We start from the raw sequence: 20,759 nt of genomic DNA, 5'->3' as shown, positions 1-20,759 counted from the left end.
TCCGGGAGCGCAGAAAAGGATCGCACAAATGAAGACCTGTCTGATCGTCGATGACTCACGCGTGATCCGAAAGGTTTCGCGCCACATCCTCGAATCGCTTGGCCTCTCGGTCGAGGAAGCGGAGAACGGCGAGAAGGGCATCGCGCAGTGCGAGAAGGCCATGCCCGATCTCGTGCTGCTCGACTGGAACATGCCGGTGATGACCGGCATTGAATTCATCACCCACCTGCGCTGCATGCCGGGCGGCGACGTTCCGAAGGTCGTGTTCTGCACCACCGAGAACGATATCGCGCACATCCGCGAGGCGATCGGGGCGGGTGCAGACGAATACGTGATGAAGCCGTTCGATCACGAAACCCTGCAGATAAAACTTCAGCTCGTCGGCATGGCCTGAGGTCCGGCCCGTGGGCGCGGAGAGCAGCATCGCGGCTGGCAAGGCCGGACAGGCGCCGACGGAGCGCACGCCCATCCGCGTAATGATTGTCGACGATTCGCTGACGGTTCGCGCCGTCCTCTCCAGGATCATTGCACCCGAAGGCGACATGACCATCGTGGGCAAGACCGGCAGCGCAGAGAACGCCCTCGCCGCCCTCGCGGTCGCACCCGCAGACGTCGTGCTGCTCGATCTAGAGATGCCAGGCATGGGCGGCCTTCGCGCGCTGCCCAAAATCCTCGCCACGCATGCCGGCACGCAGGTGCTCGTCGTTTCCGCGCTCACCGAAGCGGGGGCGGAGCATACGCTGGCCGCCCTTTCGATGGGGGCCGCCGACACCATGCTCAAACCGCGGAGCGGCGAATTCGATCAGCACTATCGCACTGCGCTGCTGCAACGCATCCGCGCATTGGGGCGGCGCAGCCGCACGGGCGCGGCCGGTATGTCACCGGGCGAGCCACCGCTGCGCGCGCGCAACAAACGGGGCGACCCGCTCGAAGTCATTGGCATCGGGGCCTCCACGGGCGGCATTCACGCCCTCTGCATGCTGCTACGCAACCTGCCGCGCTACGTCGAAGCGCCGATCGTGGTCACGCAGCACCTGCCCGAAACATTCATGCAGGTCTTCGCCGGCCAGCTCGAACTCGCAAGCGGGCGGGAGGCCGTGGTGATCGACCGCGCGACGCCGATCGAAAGCGGCCGCATCCATATCGCACCCGGTGATGGGCACCTCCTGCTTCGCCGGGAAGGCGGCGCCCTGCTTGCCGGCACCGCCGCTTTCAAGGCACCGAGCGGATGCATGCCTTCCGTCGACACCATGTTCGAGAGCATGGCGGAGGTGGCGGGGGGCGCTGCGCTAGGTGTCGTGCTCTCGGGGATGGGCCGAGACGGGCTCGTCGGCGCCGAACGGCTGGTGAACGCCGGCGGCAATATCATCGCCCAGGATGAGGCCAGTTCCTCCGTCTGGGGCATGCCGCGCGCAGTCGTGCAGGCGAGGCTCGCTTCGGCTGTTCTGCCGCCGGAGAAGATCGCCTTGCGCATCGCGCTTCACGCCGGAGAAGCGGCATGGAGGTGACGCAGATATCCCACCGGATCATTGCCGACCTGCTTCTGGAGCGGACTGGCCAGCAGCTCGCCGAAGGCCGCCAGTGGCGCATCGGCAGCGCGCTGGCGGGGGTGTTCCGCGAATACGGAATCGACAACGTCGACCAGCTTGTCTGCATGCTGGGCACCGGCGATTCCGAAGAGATCTCGCGCAAGGTCGTCGAGGCGCTGCTCAACAACGAGACCTATTTCTTCCGCGATCGCCAGCTCTTTCAGCAGCTGTCCGAGACCGTCCTCCCCGACCTGGCCAACAAGCGCGCGGCGACGCGACGCCTGTCGATCTGGTCGGCCGGCTGCTCGACCGGGCAGGAAGCACTGTCGCTGTCGATGATGTTCGCCGACCGCCCGCACATGTGGCGCGGATGGAAGGTCGAGATCCTTGGCACCGACGTCTCGACCCACGCAATCGCCGCCGCGCGGCGCGCCTGCTACAGTCAATTCGAGATCCAGCGCGGGCTAGGCGTTGCGCAGATGCTCCGGCACTTCAACGAGACGCCGCGTGGATGGGAGCCGGACCCGGCGCTGCTGGCGCCGATCTGCTACCGCGTCGGCAACGTGCTCGACATGCAGACACGGCCCGAGCGGTTCGACCTCGTGCTATGCCGCAACGTGCTGCTCTATTTCGACGGGGAGACCCGGCAGCGGGCGCTCGGCCGCGTGGCCGACAGTCTGCGCGGCGACGGCTGGCTGATGCTCGGCGCGGGCGAGACCATGGCAGGCAAAGGCGAGCGGTTCGCCTCCGCGACGGACGTCCAGGGGCTCTACCGGTGCGTCGAACCGCGGACATCGGTGTCCGGCGTCCGGATGGCGGCCGCAAGGTAAATCGGTGTTTAACGCTTCTTTAGTGCAGCGCCGCTAACTTGCGGAGCAAGAACAGGGGTTTGGGGTCCGGGCGGGTGACACTAGAGGGGGAAAATCACGGTTTGGCGCCGCGACTGCTGGTGGTCGCACCGGTAGCCGTCCTGACGGCGATCTTCGCCGCAATCTGCCTTGCCTTGCTGATGAGCGACGATTTTCCGCTCGCCAACGCTTCGCCGCTGATTCTCGTCGGCATCGTGGCCTACGCGGTCGCGGTTCTGCTGCTTCTGCGCTTCGGCTTTGCGCATGTGGCGCGCCTCGAGCGGCTTGGCATGACCGACAGCCTCAGCCAGCTTCCCAATCGCCGTGCGCTGCACCGGCACATCGCCGTCGCCGCAACCACCGGCCACGAAATGGCCGTGGCGCTGATCGATCTCGATGGCTTTAAGACCGTCAACGACCTTTATGGACACGGGGTCGGCGATCGCCTGATCAAGGAAGTCGCGCTGACCTTGCGCCGCCTGTGCGGCAACGACGCCGCCGCCTACCGCTTGGGCGGGGACGAGTTCGCCGTAAGCATGGTCGGCCCGCTCGCGGGAACACTACTCGAAGGAATCTGCCGCGGTCTACTCGAAACTCTCTCCCAGCCGGTCGCGCTCGACGACCGGCGTATCTCGATCGGGGCGAGCGTCGGGCTCGCCCGCTGCACAGCCGGCGGAACGCTGGAATCCTCCGAGCTGCTGCGCCGGGCCGACGTGGCGATGTACGTGTCCAAGCGCGACGGCAAGATGCGCTGCACTTGGTTCAAGGACGAGTTCGACCGCAGCCTGGAGGCGATGCGAGACCTCGACAACGAACTGCGCGCGGCGCTGCTCAACGAGGAATTCCGCGTTCACTACCAGCCTCTGGTGGATGCACGGACGCACGGCGTCGTGGCGGTAGAATCGCTGCTGCGCTGGCAGCGCCCCGACGGACGTGACGTGGGCCCCAACGTGTTCATCCCGGTCGCCGAGGAATCGGGGCTGATCAATGCGATCGGCCTGTGGGTGCTACGCCGCGCCTGCACCGATGCCCTGCCTTGGGGCATCCAGCTTTCGGTCAACATCTCCGCCGCGCAGCTCCGCAATCCCGAATTCCCCTTCCAGCTCGGACAGGTTCTGGAGGAGACCGGCTTTCCGCCCGAGCGGCTCGAGCTGGAGATCACCGAAACCTGCCTCGTGCTCGATCCGCTGGTCGCCGAGCGCAGTCTCGATCTGGTGCGCGGGCTCGGCGTCGATGTCGTGCTCGACGATTTCGGGACCGGCTATGCCTCGATCGGCTTCCTGCGGCAGTTCCGGTTCGAGAAGCTCAAGCTCGACCGATCGTTGGTCGTCGACTCCGCGGTCGACGAAAGCCTGCGGGCGATGATGCTCTCCAGCATCTCGATGGCGCGCGCGCTCAAGATGCGCGTTACCGCCGAGGGCGTCGAGACCGAAGCCCAGGCAGCCATGGTGCGCAGCGCCGGCTGCGACCACATCCAGGGCTGGCTCTTCTTCGCACCGATGCCGCCCGACGACATCCCACAGCACCTTGCCGCAGCGGTCCTGAAGGACAGCACGGCGAAGGCCGACCCGGGAAGGAAAGTAGCATGAACGCCCCGATGACGATCATCGTGCCCGACGAGATGCGCGACGAGATCGAGCAGGTCGAGCTGAGGCAGTCGAACCCTGCCGCGGCCGACCCTACTTTCGCACTGACGCGCCGGTTCAACGACCAGTCGCTTGCGCGCAAGACCGTGCTGCTCGGCGGACTTCCCCTCGTCGCGCTCGCGTTGGTGACCGTGCTCGCCTGGATCGGGCTGTCCTCGGCGGACTCGCAAGCCGTGTCGGCGCTACGCTGGCCGATCGTCTCCGTCGCCGCGCTCGCCCTCGTGCTCGGCGTCGGTGCGATCCGGGCCGTGCTGACCGACGTATCGGAGCGGCTCGGGACCCTCGCGCGCGACATGACCTCGCTTGTGGCGGGCCATCGCGATTTCACGATCCGCGGGCTCGATCGACACGACGAAATCGGCGAGATTGCGCGCGCGTTCGAAGTCTTCGTCAAATCCGGCGTCAAGCTCGACGAGCTGTTCGCGAACCGCCGCGCCGAGCGCGAGCGGCGCGAGAAGGAAGTCCGCACTTTCGCGCGCACGTTCGAATCGAGCGTGGGCGAGGTCGTCTCCGGCGTTGGTGCGGCTTCCGCACAACTGAAGGCGACCGCCAGCTCCATGGCCACCGCCGCCGAGCAGGGCGCCGCACAGACCCAGCGCGTCGCGCAAGCCATGATGGAGGCGTCCTCCGGGGTCACCGCCGCCGCGGCTGCGTCGGACGAGTTCGCCATGTCGATCGGCGAAATTAGCCGCCAGGCCGCGCAGTCGGCCGAACTGGCACGCCGGGCGACCGGCTCCACCCGCCAGGCGAACGACACGATCTCCGCGCTTTCCACCACGGCGGAGCAGATCGGGCAGATCGTCGAGCTGATCTCCACCATCGCCCAGCGCACCAACCTGCTCGCGCTCAACGCTTCGATCGAGGCGGCGCGCGGCGGGGAAGCCGGTCGCGGTTTCGCTGTGGTGGCGTCGGAGGTGAAGGAGCTCGCCTCCCAGACCGGCCGCGCGACCGAGCAGGTGGCGCAGCAGATCCGCGCAATCCAGCAGTCGACGGGAGCCAGTGTCGGCGCGTTGCGCACGGTCGCCGATCAGGTGCAGCAGCTCGAATCGACCGCTGTCTCGATCGCCTCTGCAGTCGATCAGCAGTCGGTCGCGGGGCAGGAGCTGGCACGCAACATCGATCTCGCCGCGCGCGGCGCGAGCGAGGTGCAGGCAAGCGTCGACCAGATCCGCGAAACCGCGCTCTCGACCGGCGCGGCGGCCTCGCAAGTGCTCAACTCGGCCACGGAGTTGGAGGCACAGGCGTCGACCCTCCGCAGCGAGGTCGCACGCGTCATGCAGGTGATCCTGAAGCGCGCCTAGGGCGCCGCGCTCTTGCTCTCGCGCACAAGACCCTTGGTGTGCGGCCCGACGCGGCGCTATGGCCGCAGCGGGCGACGGGAACGGTCCCGGCGGAGGGAGAGACGCAATTGCCGGGTGCAACGTTATCCCGGGTCGGCAAGAGCTTTGGCGCGGTCGCGCTGTTCGACGGCTTCGATCTGTCGGTCGGCGACGGCGAGTTCGTGGTGCTGGTCGGCCCGTCCGGCTGTGGCAAGTCGACGCTGCTCCGGCTGATTGCGGGCCTCGACCGGCCGGACAGCGGTGAGATCCACATCGGCGAGCGGCGCGTCGACGGTTTGCCGCCGGGCGAACGCGGCGTCGCCATGGTCTTCCAATCCTACGCGCTCTATCCGCAAATGACGGTGGCTCAGAACATTGCCTTTCCGCTGCGCATGGCGGGCCGGCCGAAGCGCGAGTTGGACGAAAGCGTCAGGCGGACCTGCAAGCTTCTGGGCCTTGCCGACCTGATGGGCCGGCGCCCTGCCGAACTGTCGGGGGGGCAGCGGCAGCGCGTCGCCATCGGCCGCGCGATCGTGCGCGAGCCCGACCTGTTCCTGTTCGACGAGCCGCTCTCCAACCTCGACGCCAACCTGCGCGCGCAGATGCGACGCGAGTTCGCCGAACTGCACGCGCGGCTGCGCGCCACGACGATCTACGTCACGCACGATCAGGCCGAAGCGATGGCATTGGCCGACAGTATCGTGCTCATGCGCGACGGTCGAATTGAGCAGCAGGGCACGCCAGAGGACCTTTATTGCCGCCCGGCGACGCTGTTCGCTGCGGAATTCTTCGGCCAGCCGCCGATCAACCCTCTGGCGGGCCGCATTGTCCGCTCCGATGCGCAGCAGACCGAGATCGCTATCGGCGGCGGCGAGCGGATGTTGCTGGGCCCGCTCATCGGCCCCGCCCCTGCACGAGACGATGTCGTGGTGGCGATCCGGCCCGAAGCGCTGACGGCACGGCCGGATCGCGGCGCGGTCGCGTTGGCCCCACGTGCGGTCGAGTTCGTCGAATGGTTCGGCGGGGAGCGCCACGTACGGCTCCGCACCGGCGATACTGCGCTGGTCTGGCGCACTACCGGTGATCGCCCGATTGCCGCGGGGGAAAGCATCGGGCTGCACGTCGCGCCGGAGAAGGTACATTTGTTCGACAGCGAAGGACGCGCCGTTCCGCACGCGGCATTGCCGAATTTGTGAAAACGGTTACATTGACGCGGGAGAGGGAAGGCATGGTCACGATTCGGGATGTTGCGCGGGAAGCCGGCGTTTCGATCGCCACGGTGTCCCGCGCGCTCAACGGGCACAGCAACGTCACCAAGGCGACCCGAGAGGCGATCGAGGCGGCGGCCAAGGCGCTCAACTTCGTGCCTCATAGCGGCGCGCGCAGTCTCACCAATCGCCAGACCGATACCATCGGGGTAATCCTGCCCGACCTGTTCGGCGAGTTCTTCTCCGAAGTCATCCGCGGGATCGACAAGATCGCGCACGGGGCAGGCAAGCATCTGCTGCTCGGCAACATGCACGGCAGCTCGCACGAGACGACCAATGCGATCCGGTCGATGCGCGGACGGGTCGACGGGCTGCTGCTGATGCCGCCCGATTCCACCGCCGAGCTGCTGGCCGACCACCTCGACGTCAACATGCCCACGGTCCTGCTCAACGCGCAGGCGGACGGCAGCGACGTGCCCTTCGTCGCGGTCGACAATTACCATGGCGCACGCGTGATTACCGAGCACCTGATCGCCCGCGGGCGCAAAAGGATCGTCCATATCGCCGGCCCCAAGCACAACCGCGACGCACGCGAGCGGCTGCGCGGCTTCACAGATGCCATGCGCGAGGGTCTGGGCGAGAGGGACCCCGTGATCCTGCCGGGCGATTTCACCGAGAGCGCTGGCCAGGAAGCCGCGCGGCTGCTGCTCGCCGGGCAAGTGCCGGCGGACGCGGTGTTCGCGTCCAACGACGTAATGGCGGTCGGCCTCATGTCGGTGCTGGAAGAGGCAGGCGTCGCGGTGGGCGTCGAGACGCTCGTCGCCGGATTCGACGATATCCCGCTCGCGCGCCACGTCAGCCCGAAGCTGACCACCATGCAGTCGAACATGGCGCAGCTCGGCTCGACCGCCGCGATGCTGCTGTTGCGGATGCTGCGCGGCGAGGAGCTTGGCCGGGAGCACGGCGTGGTGCTCTCCCCGCAGTTGGCCGAACGCGGATCGACCGGACGCGCGGAATCGAGCGGCGGTGCGACCATTGCGGGTGCGCCGGCCGACGCTGCCTGATGGCCGGCAGCCTCTCGCGGCGCGAGGTTCTTGCAGCGGGGATCGCAGGCTCGGCCGCGCTTGCGCTGGGCGGCTGTCGTCGCGAGGGCGGGCTGACCTTCTGGGCGATCGGCAACGAGGCGGCCGCCCTTCCCGCCCTTCTTCCCGATCTCGGCCTCGGCACGGTGGAGGTCCAGCCGCTCCCATGGTCCGGCGCGCACCAGAAGCTGCTGACGGGGTTCGTCGGCCGGTCGCTCCCGGATCTGGCGCAAGTCGGCAATAGCTGGCTCGCCGAGCTCGCAGCGCTGGACGCGATCGATCCGGTGCCCGCCGACCTCGACCTAGCCGATGACCAGTTCGGCGCGGTGCTCGAAAGCAACCGCATCGGCGGCCGGCTGGTGGCGGTGCCCTGGTATGTCGATACGCGCGTGCAGTTTTACCGCACGGACCTTTTCGCCCGCGCCGGCTATAGCGCGCCGCCGCTGGACTGGGACGAGTGGAAGGCGGCACTCCGCCGTATCCGTGCGCAGAGTGCGGGCGAGACCTACGGCGTCCTCCTGCCGCTCGATGAATTCGAGCACCTGCAGACTCTGGCGCTTTCCGCCGGTGCAACGTTCCTGCGGGAGAGCGGAACACGCAGCGCTTTCTCCGCACCCGAGTTCATCGAGGGGCTCGCCTTCTACAAGTCGCTGTTCGACGAAGGGCTGGCACCGATCGTCACCGGCGCGCAGATCGCCAACCGCTGGGCCGAGTTCGCGCGGGGGTGGTTCGCCGTCTACCCGGCCGGCCCGTGGATGATCGAGGAGATGCGCAGCCGCCTGCCGGTGGCGGTGCAGGATCTGTGGAGCACCGCGCCGCACCCCGGCCCCAGCGGTTCGGGCGCGGCCGCAGCGGGAGGGTCGAGCCTCGTCGTTTTCCGCGAAGGGCCACGCAAGCGCGAGGCATGGAAGGCCGTAAGCCGCCTGCTTGATCCAGAAGCGCAGCTTGCGCTGCACCGGACGACGGGCGACCTGCCCGCGCGGCGCTCGGTCTGGCGCGAGGTCGAACTTGCCGGCGACCGGGTGATTGCACCCTTCGCACGCCAGCTTGAGCACGCCCGCCCGCTGCCGAAGGTGCCCGAGTGGGAGCGTGTCGTCACCGCGATGCAGGTCGTCGCGGACCGGATGGTGCGCGGCGAATACACGGTGCGCAGCGCGGCTGCCGAAATAGACCGGCGGGTCGACGAGATCCTCTCCAAGCGGCGCTGGATGATGGGGCAGGGGCGCCTGCCATGAGCGGCGCCGGCGTCAGGGCGGAGCGGCGCGCCGGCTGGCTGTTCAGCGCCCCCGCGCTGCTCGGGATCGCGCTGTTCTTCGTGCTGCCGACGATCGCCTCGCTCGCGCTGAGTCTGACCGATTTCGACATCTACGCCCTCGCCGACATCCGCAACTTGCGCTTCGTCGGGCTCGACAACTACGCCGCCCTGCTCGCCGATCCGCTGTTCTGGACCGCTCTTGGCAATACGCTGTGGTTCGTCGCGCTCGGCGTTCCGCTGGTGGTGATCGTCTCGCTCGCCGCGGCGATCCTCGTCAACGAGCGCATGGTCGCCTGGCGTCCGGTTTGGCGGGTCGCGTTCTTCGCGCCCTATGTCGCGACGCTGGTGGCGGCCGCGGTGGTATGGAAGTACCTGCTCCACACGCGCTACGGCCTCGTCAACTACGCGCTCGGCACGCTGGGGCTGCCGCCGGTCGACTGGCTCGGCGATCCGCGCTGGGCGATCCCGGCGATCATGCTGTTCGTCGCCTGGAAGAGCTTCGGCTACGCGATGCTGATCTTCCTCGCCGCGTTGCAGACCGTCCCGCGCGAACTGGACGAGGCGGCGCGGATCGACGGTGCGGGCTGGTGGTCGCGGCTGCGGCACGTCACCCTGCCCGCCATCGCGCCCGCGACGGCGCTGGTCGCAATCCTCACGGTGATAGCGATGTTCCAACTCTTCGCCGAGCCTTTCGTGATGACGGAGGGGGGGCCGGCGCAGTCGACGATCACTGTGCTCTACCTGATGTTCGAGGAAGGATTCCAGTGGTGGAACCTCGGAACCGGGGCGGCGATCGCGGTCGTGCTGTTCGTCTGCATTCTCGCCGCCGCGCTGCTGCCGGCGCTGGCGATGCGGCTGCTCCGGATGCGCGGTGCATGATCGCGAGCCGTGCCATAACCGCTCTGGCGGCGCTGTTCGCGGCGATCACACTGGCGCCGCTGCTGTGGATGGTCTCGGTCAGCCTGATGCAGCCGGGCGAGGCGGGTCAGTTCCCGCCGCCGCTGATCCCGGTGGACCCGACGCTCGCCAACTACCGCGAGCTCTTCGCGGCGCAGGGCATGGGCCTGTTCCTCGCCAACAGCCTGCTTGTCTCCACGCTGGCGACGATACTCGCACTGCTGTTCACCCTCCCCGCCGGCTACGCCTTCGCCAAGCTGCGCTTCCCGGGGCGCGGGGCGACGGTGCGGATGCTGCTCGCGCTGCTGCTGATTCCGGGACAGATCGGCATGCTGCCGCTGTTCCTGGAGTTGAAGGCCCTGGGACTGGTCAATTCCTATGCCGGGGTGCTCGTGCCGTGGCTCGCCGGAATCATCGGCGTCTTCCTGGTCCGGCAATATGCGCTCTCGATCCCCGACGAATTGCTCGAGGCCGCCCGGATCGACGGCGCGAGCGAGTGGGACATCTTCCTCCATGTCGTACTGCCGATCCTGCGCCCGGCAATTGCAACGCTGGCACTGTTCGTGTTTCTCGGGAGCTGGAACGACTTCATGTGGCCGCTGATCGTGCTGTCCGATCAGGATCTCTACACCCTGCCCGTCGCTCTCGCCTCGCTGGGGCGCGAGCGGGCGCAGGATATCGAATTGATGATGGCCGGCTCGGTGGTGACCACCGTGCCGGTGCTGCTGCTGTTCCTGGCGCTCCAGCGCCAGTTCATCGGCGGATTGCTTGCCGGGAGCGTTAAAGGATGAATTGGTTTCGACTACTGCCGCTGGTCCTCCTGCTGGGAGCCTGCACCGGTCATGCCGTGGCGGCGACCCCGCCGCCTACGGTCGAGGCGGGGCAACACCCGCGGCCGGCGGTCGAGGACGGCGGTTACGTTTATCAGCTTCACCTCCCGCCCGGCGTTCCGGCGGCCGACGAGGACGCGCGCTGGCCGCTGATGATCTTCCTCCACGGCTCGGGCGAGCGCGGAAGCGACGTCGCCAAAGTCAGGGTCCACGGCCCGCCCAAGATCGCCGACCGGCAGAAGGACTTCCCTTTCATCCTCATCTCACCGCTACTGCCGGCGGAAGCGGACTGGGACATCGCCAAGCTCGACGCTATCGTCGATCGCGTCATGGAAACGCTGCCGGTCGATCCGGCGCGGGTCTATCTCACCGGCCTCAGCCGCGGCGGTCATGCCACATGGCGCTGGGCAGCGGCCGAGCCCGACCGCTTCGCCGCCATCGCCCCGGTCGCCGGTCGGGGCGATCTGACCACCGCATGCGCGCTGGTGGACACGCCCGCCTGGGCCTTCCACGGCGACCGCGACGATGTCGTGACGCCGGAGGGCAGCTTCGCCATGGCCCGCGCGATCCGCGCCTGCGGCGGGCGCAAGAGCCGCCTGACGATCTATCCCGACCTCGGCCATAACGCGTGGGACCCGGCCTACGACGATCCCGCGCTCTACCTCTGGCTCCTCTCCCACCGCCTCGAAGGGCACGAACAATGAGCGGCTTTCCCGACGGCTTCCTGTGGGGCGCGGCAACCGCCGCCTATCAGGTGGAGGGTTCGCCGCTGGCCGATGGCGCCGGAACGAGCATCTGGCACCGCTTCACCCATGATCCGCGCCTGATGATCGCTACCGGCGACACCGGCGACATCGCCTGCGATCACTACAACCGCATGGAAAGCGACGTGGAGCTGATGAAGCGCCTAGGACTGCAAGCCTATCGCTTCAGCGTCTCGTGGAGCCGCGTCCTGCCCGAAGGCACCGGCCGGGTGAACGAGGCTGGCCTCGACTTCTACCGCCGCCTCGTCGACCGCCTGCTCGAAGCCGGGATCGAGCCGCTGCCGACGCTCTATCACTGGGATCTACCCGCCGCGCTCGACGATCGGGGCGGCTGGCTCAATCGTGAGAGCGCGGAATGGTTCGCCGAATACGCCGGCGTCATGTTCCGCGCTCTCGACGGCAAAGTGAAGAAATGGGCGACGCTCAACGAGCCGTGGGTTGTGGCCGACGGCGGCTACCTCAACGGCGTGCTCGCGCCCGGGCACCGCAGCATCTTCGAATGCGCGATCGTCAGCCGCAACCTGATGCGCGCGCACGGCCGTGCGGTACAGACCTACCGCGAATGCGGCGCGCACGAAGTCGGCCTGGTCATCAACATCGAACCCAAATACCCGGCTAGCGACAGGCCCGAGGACCTTGCCGCCACGGCGCGCGCCGACGCCTACATGAACCGCCAGTACTTCGACCCCGCGCTGCTCGGCACCTGCCCCGAGGAACTGCGCGAGATCTACGGTGAGGCATGGGAGGACTGGTCCGCCGAGGACCTAGCGCTGTGCTGCCAGCCGGTCGATTTCGTCGGCATCAATTACTACACGCGCAGCGTCGTGCGCGCATCGGACACCGCCTGGCCGCTGTTCGGCGAACACGTCGTGCAGGAAGGGGCACCGCACACCGAGACCGACTGGGAAGTCTTTCCCGAAGCGATGACCCGCACGCTGCTCTGGTTCCGCGAGCGTTACGGCGACCTGCCGATCTATATCATGGAGAACGGCGCGGCCTTCTCCGACCCCGCGACTAGCGAGGCGGACGGCATTCTCGACGAGGATCGCTGCCAGTATCTCGCCGATCACATCGCGGCAGTGCGCGATGCGATCGCGGCGGGGGTGGACATTCGCGGCTATATGGTCTGGTCGCTGTTCGACAATCTCGAATGGGCGCTCGGCTATGCAAAGCGCTTTGGGATCGTCCACGTCGACTACGAGACGCTCGCGCGCACGCCCAAGCGCAGCGCGCGGCTCTACCGTCAGATCATCGCCAGCAATGGCGCCGAACTGGAGCGCGCAGCATGAAGTACCTCCTCACCCTCCTCTCCGCCCTCCTCCTCGCCGCCTGCGCGCATGTGCCGGCGGAATCGGCCGGCAGCGCGCCGATCCGGGCGATGACCTTCAACATCAGGCTCGACGTCGCCTCCGACGGCGCGAACGCCTGGCCGCATCGCAAAGAAATGGTCGAAGCGGTCATCAAGCATGAGGCTCCGGACCTGCTTGGCATGCAGGAGGTCCTGCTGCACCAGAAGCAGTATCTCGAAGCCGAACTGACGGACTACACATTCGTGGGCGTCGGGCGCGACGACGGAGCAGAGGCCGGCGAGTTCTCCCCGCTCGGGTGGCGCAACGACCGCTTCATGGTAGTGGATTCGGGCACGTTCTGGCTCTCGCCGACGCCCGAGGTCGCCGGCAGCAAGGGGTGGGACGCGGCCCTGCCTCGCATCGCCACTTGGGCCGTTCTGCGCGACCGGCGCAGCGGCGAGACGATCCGCGTGCTCAATACCCATTTCGACCACGTCGGCACGGCCGCGCGGGCCAACGCTGCGCGGATGATCGCTGAATGGGCCGCCACCGGAAGCGCGCCCGCGATCGTGATGGGGGACTTCAACGTCAAGCCGGGCAGCGAGCCCTACCGGGTCCTCGCCAACACCGCGCAGAGCAGCGGCCTTTCCGACGCTCGCACGATCAGCGCCACCCCGCCCTATGGTCCAGAAGGCACCTTTACCGGTTTCGACATCATGGCCGCGGCCGATGGGCCGATCGATCACATCTTCGTGACGGGCGACTTCGCAGTGAACCGCTACGCGGTCGTGACGCAGCACTGGGAGGGCCGCCTGCCGTCCGACCATTATCCGGTGGTCGCCGATGTCCAACTGCGGCGGTGAAGTCCGTCACCCCAGCGTCAACTGGGGTGACGAATTAGCGGACTGGCGGGCTGCTATGGCGCCGGTCCGGCTTACTCGCCCTCTTCCAGCCAGCCGCCGGTGAAGCCGAGGCGCTCAAGCCCGCGCCGGATGTGCGGGTTATTGCGCATCGTGCGCCACACCAGGCCGCTGCGATGGTTCTCCATCATCGCCAGGATCGGCCCCTGGTCGATGCCGATATGGTCGCGTGCGATCCAACCAAGCTCCGGATCGACCGTGCCGCTGGGGCTGCCCGCATCGACGAAGGTGTAGCTCGGGTTGAAGGCGTCCTTGAAACCATACTCAGTATAGAGCTGGCCGCCGTAAGCCGCGCGCATGTTCATCAGCGTGTCGATCGTGACCTCCGGCGCGAACGGCACCGAGCCGCCCGCCGCCGTGGGCACGATCGTGCCGTCATCGACCACACGCTCCGCGCTCACGCCGCGCGCCGAATAGCCCATGAACTCGCGCGGCTTGCCGTTGACCACGCGGCCGTTGCCGGCGTTTGTTGGTCCATCGGATGCCGTCCAGCCCCAGATATCGGCTGAGTAACCAACCCAGTTGTTCGGGTTGTCGGCGCCGTAGGCCCGCTGGCTCAGCGTCGCGCGGCGGCTGTTCTCGAAGTAGTCGATGCCCTTCCCGCGCATGAATTCATCCTGGATGCCGCGGAAATCGACCCAGACGTGGCTGTACTGGTGCCCGAACATCGGCTCGAACTGGAGATGCTCGTAGCCGTAGTAGGTGCCCCAGTCCTTCGCCAGATTGGCTGCCCAGCCGGTGTCCCAGGCCTCCTTGCCGATCGGATGCGTCGGCGATCCGGCGGCGAGGATATAGACCAGCATGCCTTCGTTGTAGCCGACCCAGTCGTGCGTCCCGAAGTCGCCGTTCTCGCCGCGCTCGGGATACCAGCCCATCGCGATCGCCTTGCCGCTGCCGCCATTGGCCGAGGGGATGTCGCTGTTCTCGCGCTGCACGAACGTCCAGTCGACGCGGCGGTAGATCTTCTCGGCCAAGTCGCGGATTTGGGCCTCCACGGCCGTGTCGCGATCGAAGTAGCTCTGCGCGAACAGCACGCCGCCGAGCAGCAGCGAGGTATCGACGGTCGACAGCTCGGTCTTGCCGCGACGCGTGCCATCCTCGTTGGTGAGGAAGTGGTAGAAGAAGCCCTTGTAGCCCGTACTGCCCGAGACTCCCGGCCCCTGCGGCGCGTTCCAGTAGAAGTCGAGACAGTCGCGCGTGCGCTGCGCCGCTTCCTCGCGGGTGACGTAGCCGCGTTCCGCACCGATGCCGTAGGCCGTCAACGCGAACCCGGTCGCCGCAATCGAGGAGAACGGATTGCTCGGCCAGCGATCGGGCGCGAGGCAGCGCTGTGTGTCCGTGGTCTCCCAGAAGTAGCGGAACGTGCGCCGCGAGAGCTGCTCGGCGAACTCCGCCTGCGTCAGTTTGGGCAAGGCGGGGGCGGAAGTCTCCGCCACGGACGGAAGCGATGGCGCGGTTATGGGTGTGCATGCTGCCAGCGCCAGAAGCGGCAGCGCCAGCGACCCGAAACGGAAGGACATTTTTGCTCCCCAGAAATGATGGGCGCCCGGTCACGGGAAAGAAGTGACCGGGCGCCCGGGGTTGTAACGGATCAGAACGAGAAGCCGGTCGAGAGCTTGATCGTGCGCGGCGGGCCGTCGATATTGAGGTTGCCCAAATTGCGTTCCCCCGTGAGCGAGCTGAACGAGTTGTAATTGCGGTCGTTGAACAGGTTGATGATGTCGGCACGGACCCAAACCCGCGTGTCGTCGGTGACGAACCCGAGCGGAATATACTTCGTCAGCGAAAGATCCATCTGGCGGAAGCCCCACCGATCGCCGTTGCCTTCCGTTTCGATGGACGAAACGTCGCGCGACGGCGGCGGTCCGGCGCTGGAGACGAGCCGGGTCAGATACCTCGGCGATGCAATCTGGAACTTGCCCGACATCACAAACCCGCCCGGGATGTCGACCGTACCGGCCATGACCAAGCGGTGCTTGCGCACGCCGGCCGAACGAACGAACGGATAGTCTTCGACGCTCGGGAAATCGAGCGAGAAGGTTTCGCCGAACGCCCGGTTCTCCTCCGCCAGCGTGAAGGTGTAGGTGGCAGTGAGGCTCCACGGCGAAGTTTGCGAATAGTTCTTGTTCAGCTTGAGGTAGGCCGAATCCGCGCGGGTCTCGAGGCCGTTCGTTCCGATGATGATCGAGCCGAATGGTGAAGGCGGAAAGCCGAACGGCGAGCCCGGCACGCCGGTATCGGGATTGATGACGAAGAACGAACCATCCGGCTGACGGTTGCCGAGCAGATAGGCGAAGCCGTCCTTACTCTCGATATGCGAATAGCCGACCTCCGCATCGAGCATGTTGAAGCGACCACGCATGCCGAGGCTGAACTGGTCCGAGTACGGCACCTTCAAATCGTTGTCGATGAAGCGGAGCTCACGCCCTGCGCCCGCTGGGGCGCCGTCAATCAGCTGCTGGCGTCCCTCGGGTGTAAGATAGATCGGATCGAACGGAATGCACGTCGGACTAGGCGTGCAAGTGTTCGCAGGGTCGCCGGTGATGAAATTGAATGTCCGGTTGGAAGCCAGCCCCTGAGCAATCTCCTGCTGGAGGAAGTCGAACTGGTTGCGGTCGTAGGACCGGCCATAGCCGCCGAAGACCACGAACCGACGATCCTCATCGAGCTCGTAGCTGAAGCCGATCCGCGGCTGAATCGCGCCCATGAACGCCTCGCGCTCGCTGCCCGTCGAGATGAAATCGTTGATGTCGTAGTTGGCGTTGATCAGATTTGGGTAGTTGTCCGGCCCGACGGCCGCCACCTGCGCCGGATCGTGCACGTATTCGAGGAATGCAGGTGTTTCTTCGTAATCCCAGCGGACACCGATGTTGAGCGTCAGCCGATCGGTGACGTCCCAATCGTCCTGTGCGTAGATGCCGAACTGGAAATTCTTCGAACGGATGTCGGGATCGCCCACGCCCGACGGCGCGCTGAGCTCCACCCGATAGGGAATGTCGTCGTTGAACGTGCCGCCGCCGGGATTGAAACTGGTGTTGAAGGTATAGATCGGATTGACGCGGTTCTGCTGGAAAGAGTTCAGCGTCACCCATTTCGCCTTGGCGCCGACCTTGATCGTGTGCCCTTCGAAGCCCGTGTAGGTGAAGTCGTCCTGGACGGTCCAGCCTTCCTGCCCCTTGTCCTGGAAGTTGGTGCCACCACCGATGCGCAGGATGTCGCCGGTCCGGGTTGTCCCGTCGCCATTGTCGACAGTCGCCCTGAAGACGTAGTTGTCCTGCAGCAGGAAAGGGCGCGGCCCCCAGGTCACGTCTTCGTAGGAAACTTTGAAATCGTTGATCCAAGTGTCCTCGGTGTGCTCCCAGCGAGCAAGGCCGCGCCACTCCTCGACCTTCGCCAGGGTGCGCGTTTCGAACGCGGAAAGCCCGCTGTTGAACGACTCACCCGACTCGTCGCGATACTTGACCGAGACCTCGAACAGATCCTTGGTCGACGGAGAGAAGTCGATCTTGCCGAAGTAGAGGTTCTCATTGAACTCTTCGTTGAACGAGCCGAAGCGGTCCTGATATTCGCTCGGGAAGAAGCTCACCGGAAGATCGAGACCAGGGCTCACGTCGCGCGGTTCGATCCGGCGCTTGCCCTCATAAGTCACGAAAAAGTGCATGATGTCCGGGATGATGGGGCCGCCGAGCGCGCCGCCGAACTGCAGATCCTTAGTCCGGATCTTCTCGCCGTCCCGCCGCTCGTTCGGTGTCGCGTCGCGAAAGTCCTGGTCGGTATAGTCAATGAACCCCTCGCCGTGGAATTCATTGGTGCCCGACTTGGTGACCGCGGTAATCGCGACCGAACTGACCTGGTCGAATTCCGCCTTGTAGTTCGAGCTGATCACGCGGTACTCGCCGATCGCGAGCTGCGGGAAGGGATTGCCCTGGGTCGAATCCTGGCCGGTAATGCCGTTCTTGAGGACGTAGTCCTTCTGCCCCACGCCATCAATGAAGATGTTCACGGTGCGGCTGTCCTGTGCGCCGCCCTGCAGGCGCGACTGCCCGCTCCCGTTGGTAATGAACTGCACGCCCGGCGCAAGGTCCGCGAAGGCGAGGAAGTTGCGGTTGTTCTGCGGCAGTTGCTCGATCAGGCGCTGACTGATGGTGATGCCGACTTCGCCGCCTTCCATCGTGCGGATGCGGTCGGCGACAACGATGATCTCGCCGCCAGTCGCGTCTCTAGGCGCGGCGGCAGTGTCGGCAGGTGCGGTCGCGGTCTCGGCAAGGTTGACATCGAGCGCCGCATTCTGCGCCACCGCGAGGGTAAACTCGTCGGTGCTGCGCACGCCGTCTGCGGTGGCGATCTCCAGGCGGTAGGTGCCCGGCCGCAGTGAGGCGAAGTTGTAGTTGCCCGCGACACCGACTGTCGCGGTGCGGCGAATGCCGGTGTTAACCTCGATCGCGGTGACTTGGGTCACGCCCTCGGCCCCGGTGATCCGACCGCTGAGCGAGGCGGTCGATTCCTGCGCATGCGCAGGTGCGACCATGGCCAGCGACATCGCACCGCCGGCGACGCCGAGCGCCAGCGCGGCGGCCAGCTTGCGGGCGAAGCGGGGGTTGGTGCGAACAGTGCGGGATTGGGTATGCGACATGAATTTCTCCCCGTGGTTCGGCCGCATTCTCAGCGCGATCCGAAAGGCTCTTACACACGACCGCACCCCTCGGCGGGGCACTGCCGACTCAAAATATGCAAGAGTCTTGTAACCGGTTTCATAACGCCTGTATAGCCTCCCCCACACACCGATTCCGGTATTCGTTCAGAACCCTTCCGCGGTTAAAAAGGCGGACGGGTGCGGGGAGATAGAGATGATCAAGACAGCCCGAATCCTGCTCGCCGGCGCCGCTGCGATGGCGCTCGCCGGGTGCGCAACGGCGCAGGCTCAGCCGGCCGCCCCGGCTGCGTCCACAACCGCCGTACCGATCACACAGGCCGAGCCCGAATGGGCGCGCCCCGATCCCACGATGGATGCGTTCCTCGACGAGCTCATCGCGAAGATGACGCTGCAGGAGAAAGTCGGTCAGCTCACCTTGCTGACGAGCGACTGGGAGTCGACCGGCCCCACCATGCGCGAAGGCTACAAGCAGGATATCGCTGCCGGTCGCGTCGGAGCGATCTTCAACGCCTATACCGCCAAGTACACGCGCGAGCTGCAGCAGATGGCGGTCGAGGGCACACGGCTCGGGATACCGCTGCTGTTCGGCTATGACGTGATCCACGGCCACCGCACGATCTTCCCGATTTCGCTCGGCGAAGCGGCGAGTTGGGACCTCGAGGCGATCGAGAAATCGGCACGCGTCTCTGCGCAGGAAGCCTCGGCCGAGGGCCTCCACTGGACCTTCTCGCCGATGGTCGATGTCGCGCGCGACGCGCGCTGGGGGCGCATTTCCGAAGGCGCGGGCGAGGACGTCTTCCTTGGCAGCAGAATCGCCCGCGCACGCGTGCGCGGCTATCAGGGTGATGATCTCGGCGCGGTCGATACAGTGCTGGCCACCGCCAAGCACTTCGCAGCTTACGGCGCGGCGCAGGCGGGCCGCGACTATCACACGGTGGATATCTCCGAGCGCACCTTGCACGACGTCTACCTGCCGCCGTTCAAGGCCGCGGTCGACGAAGGAGTCGCGACCTTCATGACCTCGTTCAACGAGTACGATGGCGTTCCTGCGAGCGGCAGCAAGTACCTTCTCACCGACGTCCTGCGTCACAAGTGGGGCTTCGACGGCTTCGTCGTAACCGATTACACGTCGATCAACGAGATGGTCCCGCACGGCTACTCCAAGGACCTCGCCCATGCCGGCGAGCAGGCGATCAACGCCGGCGTCGACATGGACATGCAGGGCGCGGTCTACATGGAGAATCTCGCCAAATCGGTCGAGGAAGGCCGTGTCGACATGGCGCGTATCGACCAGGCCGTTCGCAGCATCCTCGAGATGAAGTACCGCCTCGGCCTGTTCGAGGATCCCTACCGCTATTCCGATGAGGCGCGGCAGGAAGCCACGCTCTACAAGCCCGAGTTCCTGGAGGCCGCGCGCGATGTGGCGCGCAAGTCCATGGTCCTGCTGAAGAACGAGGGCGGCGTCCTGCCCCTCACCGCGCAGGCGAAGTCGATCGCGCTGATCGGGCCGCTCGGCGACAGCAAGACCGACATGATCGGCAGTTGGTCGGCGGCCGGCGATCGGCAGACGCGGCCCGTCACCATCCTCGAAGGGCTGCAGGCGCGCGCTGGCGATGGCGTTACCGTCGAATATGCCAAGGGCGCGAGCTACGCCTTCGAGGACGAGGGCAAGACTGACGGTTTCGCCGAAGCAATCGCGGTGGCCGAAAAGTCCGACGTGGTGATCGCTGCCATGGGCGAACGTTGGGACATGACCGGCGAGGCTGCCAGTCGCACCTCGCTCGACCTGCCCGGCAACCAGCGGGCCCTGCTCGAGAAACTCGTCGCGACCGGCAAGCCGGTGGTGCTGGTCGTGCTGAGCGGGCGGCCGAACACGATCACCTGGGCGGACGAGAACGTCCCCGCGATCCTTCATGCCTGGTACCCGGGCACGCAGGGCGGCCATGCGGTCGCGGACGTGCTGTTCGGCGACTACAATCCGTCGGGCAAGTTGCCGGTGACTTTCCCTCGTACGGTGGGCCAGTCGCCGATCCATTACGACATGAAGAACACCGGCCGTCCGATCGAGCTCGGTGCGCCGGGCGCAAAGTATGTCTCGCGCTATCTCAACACGCCGAACGATCCCCTGTATCGCTTCGGTTATGGCCTCAGCTACACGATGTTCGGCTACTCGCCGGTCACGCTCTCGGCCGCCTCGATGGGGCCGGATGGGTCAATCACCGCAAGCGCGACGATCACCAACACGGGCGGCCGCGCCGGTGAGGAAGTCGTGCAGCTCTACGTCCGCGATCTCGTCGGCTCGGTGACGCGGCCGGTTCAAGAGCTCAAGGGCTTCGATAAGATCATGCTCCAGCCGGGCGAGGCGCGCACGGTCAACTTCACGCTGCGGCCCGAGGATCTCGCCTTCACCCGCGCCGACATGAGCCACGGGTGGGAGCCGGGCGAGTTCCAGCTCTGGATCGCCCCCTCCTCCGGTGCGAAGGCGAGCACGCCGGTCACCTTCACGATCACGGAGTAG

The 20,759-nt window shown here is 66.4% G+C and carries 16 protein-coding genes; 14 read left to right on the top strand and 2 right to left on the bottom strand.

Annotation, left to right across the window (positions count from 1 at the left end; genetic code table 11):
• The first annotated feature begins 28 nt into the window (after positions 1 to 28).
• The 13 genes from AC3A5N_RS09045 to AC3A5N_RS08985 all read left to right on the top strand — a co-directional run bounded on the left by AC3A5N_RS09045 (position 29) and on the right by AC3A5N_RS08985 (position 13,530).
• Positions 29 to 394, top strand: a complete 366-nt coding sequence (locus AC3A5N_RS09045; RefSeq protein ID WP_487736992.1) for a response regulator — start codon at positions 29 to 31, stop codon at positions 392 to 394.
• 82 nt (positions 395 to 476) lie between these two features.
• Complete coding sequence (gene cheB, locus AC3A5N_RS09040) at positions 477 to 1,508, top strand: chemotaxis-specific protein-glutamate methyltransferase CheB (protein WP_487736991.1); 1,032 nt, start codon at positions 477 to 479, stop codon at positions 1,506 to 1,508.
• Positions 1,499 to 2,359, top strand: coding sequence for a CheR family methyltransferase (locus AC3A5N_RS09035; protein WP_487736990.1), 861 nt, complete (start codon positions 1,499 to 1,501; stop codon positions 2,357 to 2,359). The genes cheB and AC3A5N_RS09035 overlap by 10 nt, the downstream gene beginning before the upstream one ends.
• A gap of 101 nt (positions 2,360 to 2,460) precedes the next feature.
• Complete coding sequence (locus AC3A5N_RS09030) at positions 2,461 to 3,966, top strand: putative bifunctional diguanylate cyclase/phosphodiesterase (protein ID WP_487736989.1); 1,506 nt, start codon at positions 2,461 to 2,463, stop codon at positions 3,964 to 3,966.
• Positions 3,963 to 5,324 (top strand): methyl-accepting chemotaxis protein, encoded by a 1,362-nt coding sequence (locus AC3A5N_RS09025; protein WP_487736988.1) that lies wholly within the window; start codon positions 3,963 to 3,965, stop codon positions 5,322 to 5,324. The genes AC3A5N_RS09030 and AC3A5N_RS09025 overlap by 4 nt, the downstream gene beginning before the upstream one ends.
• A 107-nt stretch (positions 5,325 to 5,431) precedes the next feature.
• Positions 5,432 to 6,538: an ABC transporter ATP-binding protein gene (locus AC3A5N_RS09020; RefSeq protein ID WP_487736987.1), complete on the top strand. Its 1,107-nt coding sequence runs from the start codon at positions 5,432 to 5,434 to the stop codon at positions 6,536 to 6,538.
• A 32-nt stretch (positions 6,539 to 6,570) separates the two neighbouring features.
• Entirely contained in the window at positions 6,571 to 7,614 is a 1,044-nt protein-coding gene (locus AC3A5N_RS09015) for a LacI family DNA-binding transcriptional regulator (protein WP_487736986.1), read from the top strand.
• Positions 7,614 to 8,867 (top strand): extracellular solute-binding protein, encoded by a 1,254-nt coding sequence (locus AC3A5N_RS09010; RefSeq protein ID WP_487736985.1) that lies wholly within the window; start codon positions 7,614 to 7,616, stop codon positions 8,865 to 8,867. The genes AC3A5N_RS09015 and AC3A5N_RS09010 overlap by 1 nt, the downstream gene beginning before the upstream one ends.
• Positions 8,864 to 9,766, top strand: a complete 903-nt coding sequence (locus AC3A5N_RS09005) for a carbohydrate ABC transporter permease (RefSeq protein WP_487736984.1) — start codon at positions 8,864 to 8,866, stop codon at positions 9,764 to 9,766. The genes AC3A5N_RS09010 and AC3A5N_RS09005 overlap by 4 nt, the downstream gene beginning before the upstream one ends.
• Positions 9,763 to 10,575, top strand: coding sequence for a carbohydrate ABC transporter permease (locus AC3A5N_RS09000; protein ID WP_487736983.1), 813 nt, complete (start codon positions 9,763 to 9,765; stop codon positions 10,573 to 10,575). Before AC3A5N_RS09005 ends, AC3A5N_RS09000 begins: the two co-directional genes overlap by 4 nt.
• Positions 10,572 to 11,318, top strand: a complete 747-nt coding sequence (locus AC3A5N_RS08995; protein ID WP_487736982.1) for a carboxylesterase family protein — start codon at positions 10,572 to 10,574, stop codon at positions 11,316 to 11,318. Before AC3A5N_RS09000 ends, AC3A5N_RS08995 begins: the two co-directional genes overlap by 4 nt.
• The gene (locus AC3A5N_RS08990; RefSeq protein ID WP_487736981.1) at positions 11,315 to 12,667 is read left to right on the top strand and encodes a GH1 family beta-glucosidase; all 1,353 of its coding nucleotides are present in this window, start codon (positions 11,315 to 11,317) and stop codon (positions 12,665 to 12,667) included. The genes AC3A5N_RS08995 and AC3A5N_RS08990 overlap by 4 nt, the downstream gene beginning before the upstream one ends.
• On the top strand, positions 12,664 to 13,530 hold the full coding sequence (locus tag AC3A5N_RS08985; protein WP_487736980.1) for an endonuclease/exonuclease/phosphatase family protein: 867 nt from the start codon (positions 12,664 to 12,666) through the stop codon (positions 13,528 to 13,530). Before AC3A5N_RS08990 ends, AC3A5N_RS08985 begins: the two co-directional genes overlap by 4 nt.
• Positions 13,531 to 13,601: 71 nt before the next feature.
• Here the strand turns inward: AC3A5N_RS08985 and AC3A5N_RS08980 are convergent, their stop codons facing one another.
• Positions 13,602 to 15,107 (bottom strand): glucoamylase family protein, encoded by a 1,506-nt coding sequence (locus tag AC3A5N_RS08980; RefSeq protein WP_487736979.1) that lies wholly within the window; start codon positions 15,105 to 15,107, stop codon positions 13,602 to 13,604.
• Between the two features lie 71 nt (positions 15,108 to 15,178).
• On the bottom strand, positions 15,179 to 18,220 hold the full coding sequence (locus AC3A5N_RS08975) for a TonB-dependent receptor (protein WP_487736978.1): 3,042 nt from the start codon (positions 18,218 to 18,220) through the stop codon (positions 15,179 to 15,181).
• A gap of 214 nt (positions 18,221 to 18,434) precedes the next feature.
• Here AC3A5N_RS08975 and bglX point away from each other — a divergent pair, with 214 nt between their 5' ends.
• The gene (gene bglX, locus AC3A5N_RS08970; RefSeq protein WP_487736977.1) at positions 18,435 to 20,759 is read left to right on the top strand and encodes a beta-glucosidase BglX; all 2,325 of its coding nucleotides are present in this window, start codon (positions 18,435 to 18,437) and stop codon (positions 20,757 to 20,759) included.

The organism is Pelagerythrobacter sp. Soil_C_18 (assembly GCF_057657235.1).
This window is presented reverse-complemented; position numbering and strand designations above follow the sequence as displayed.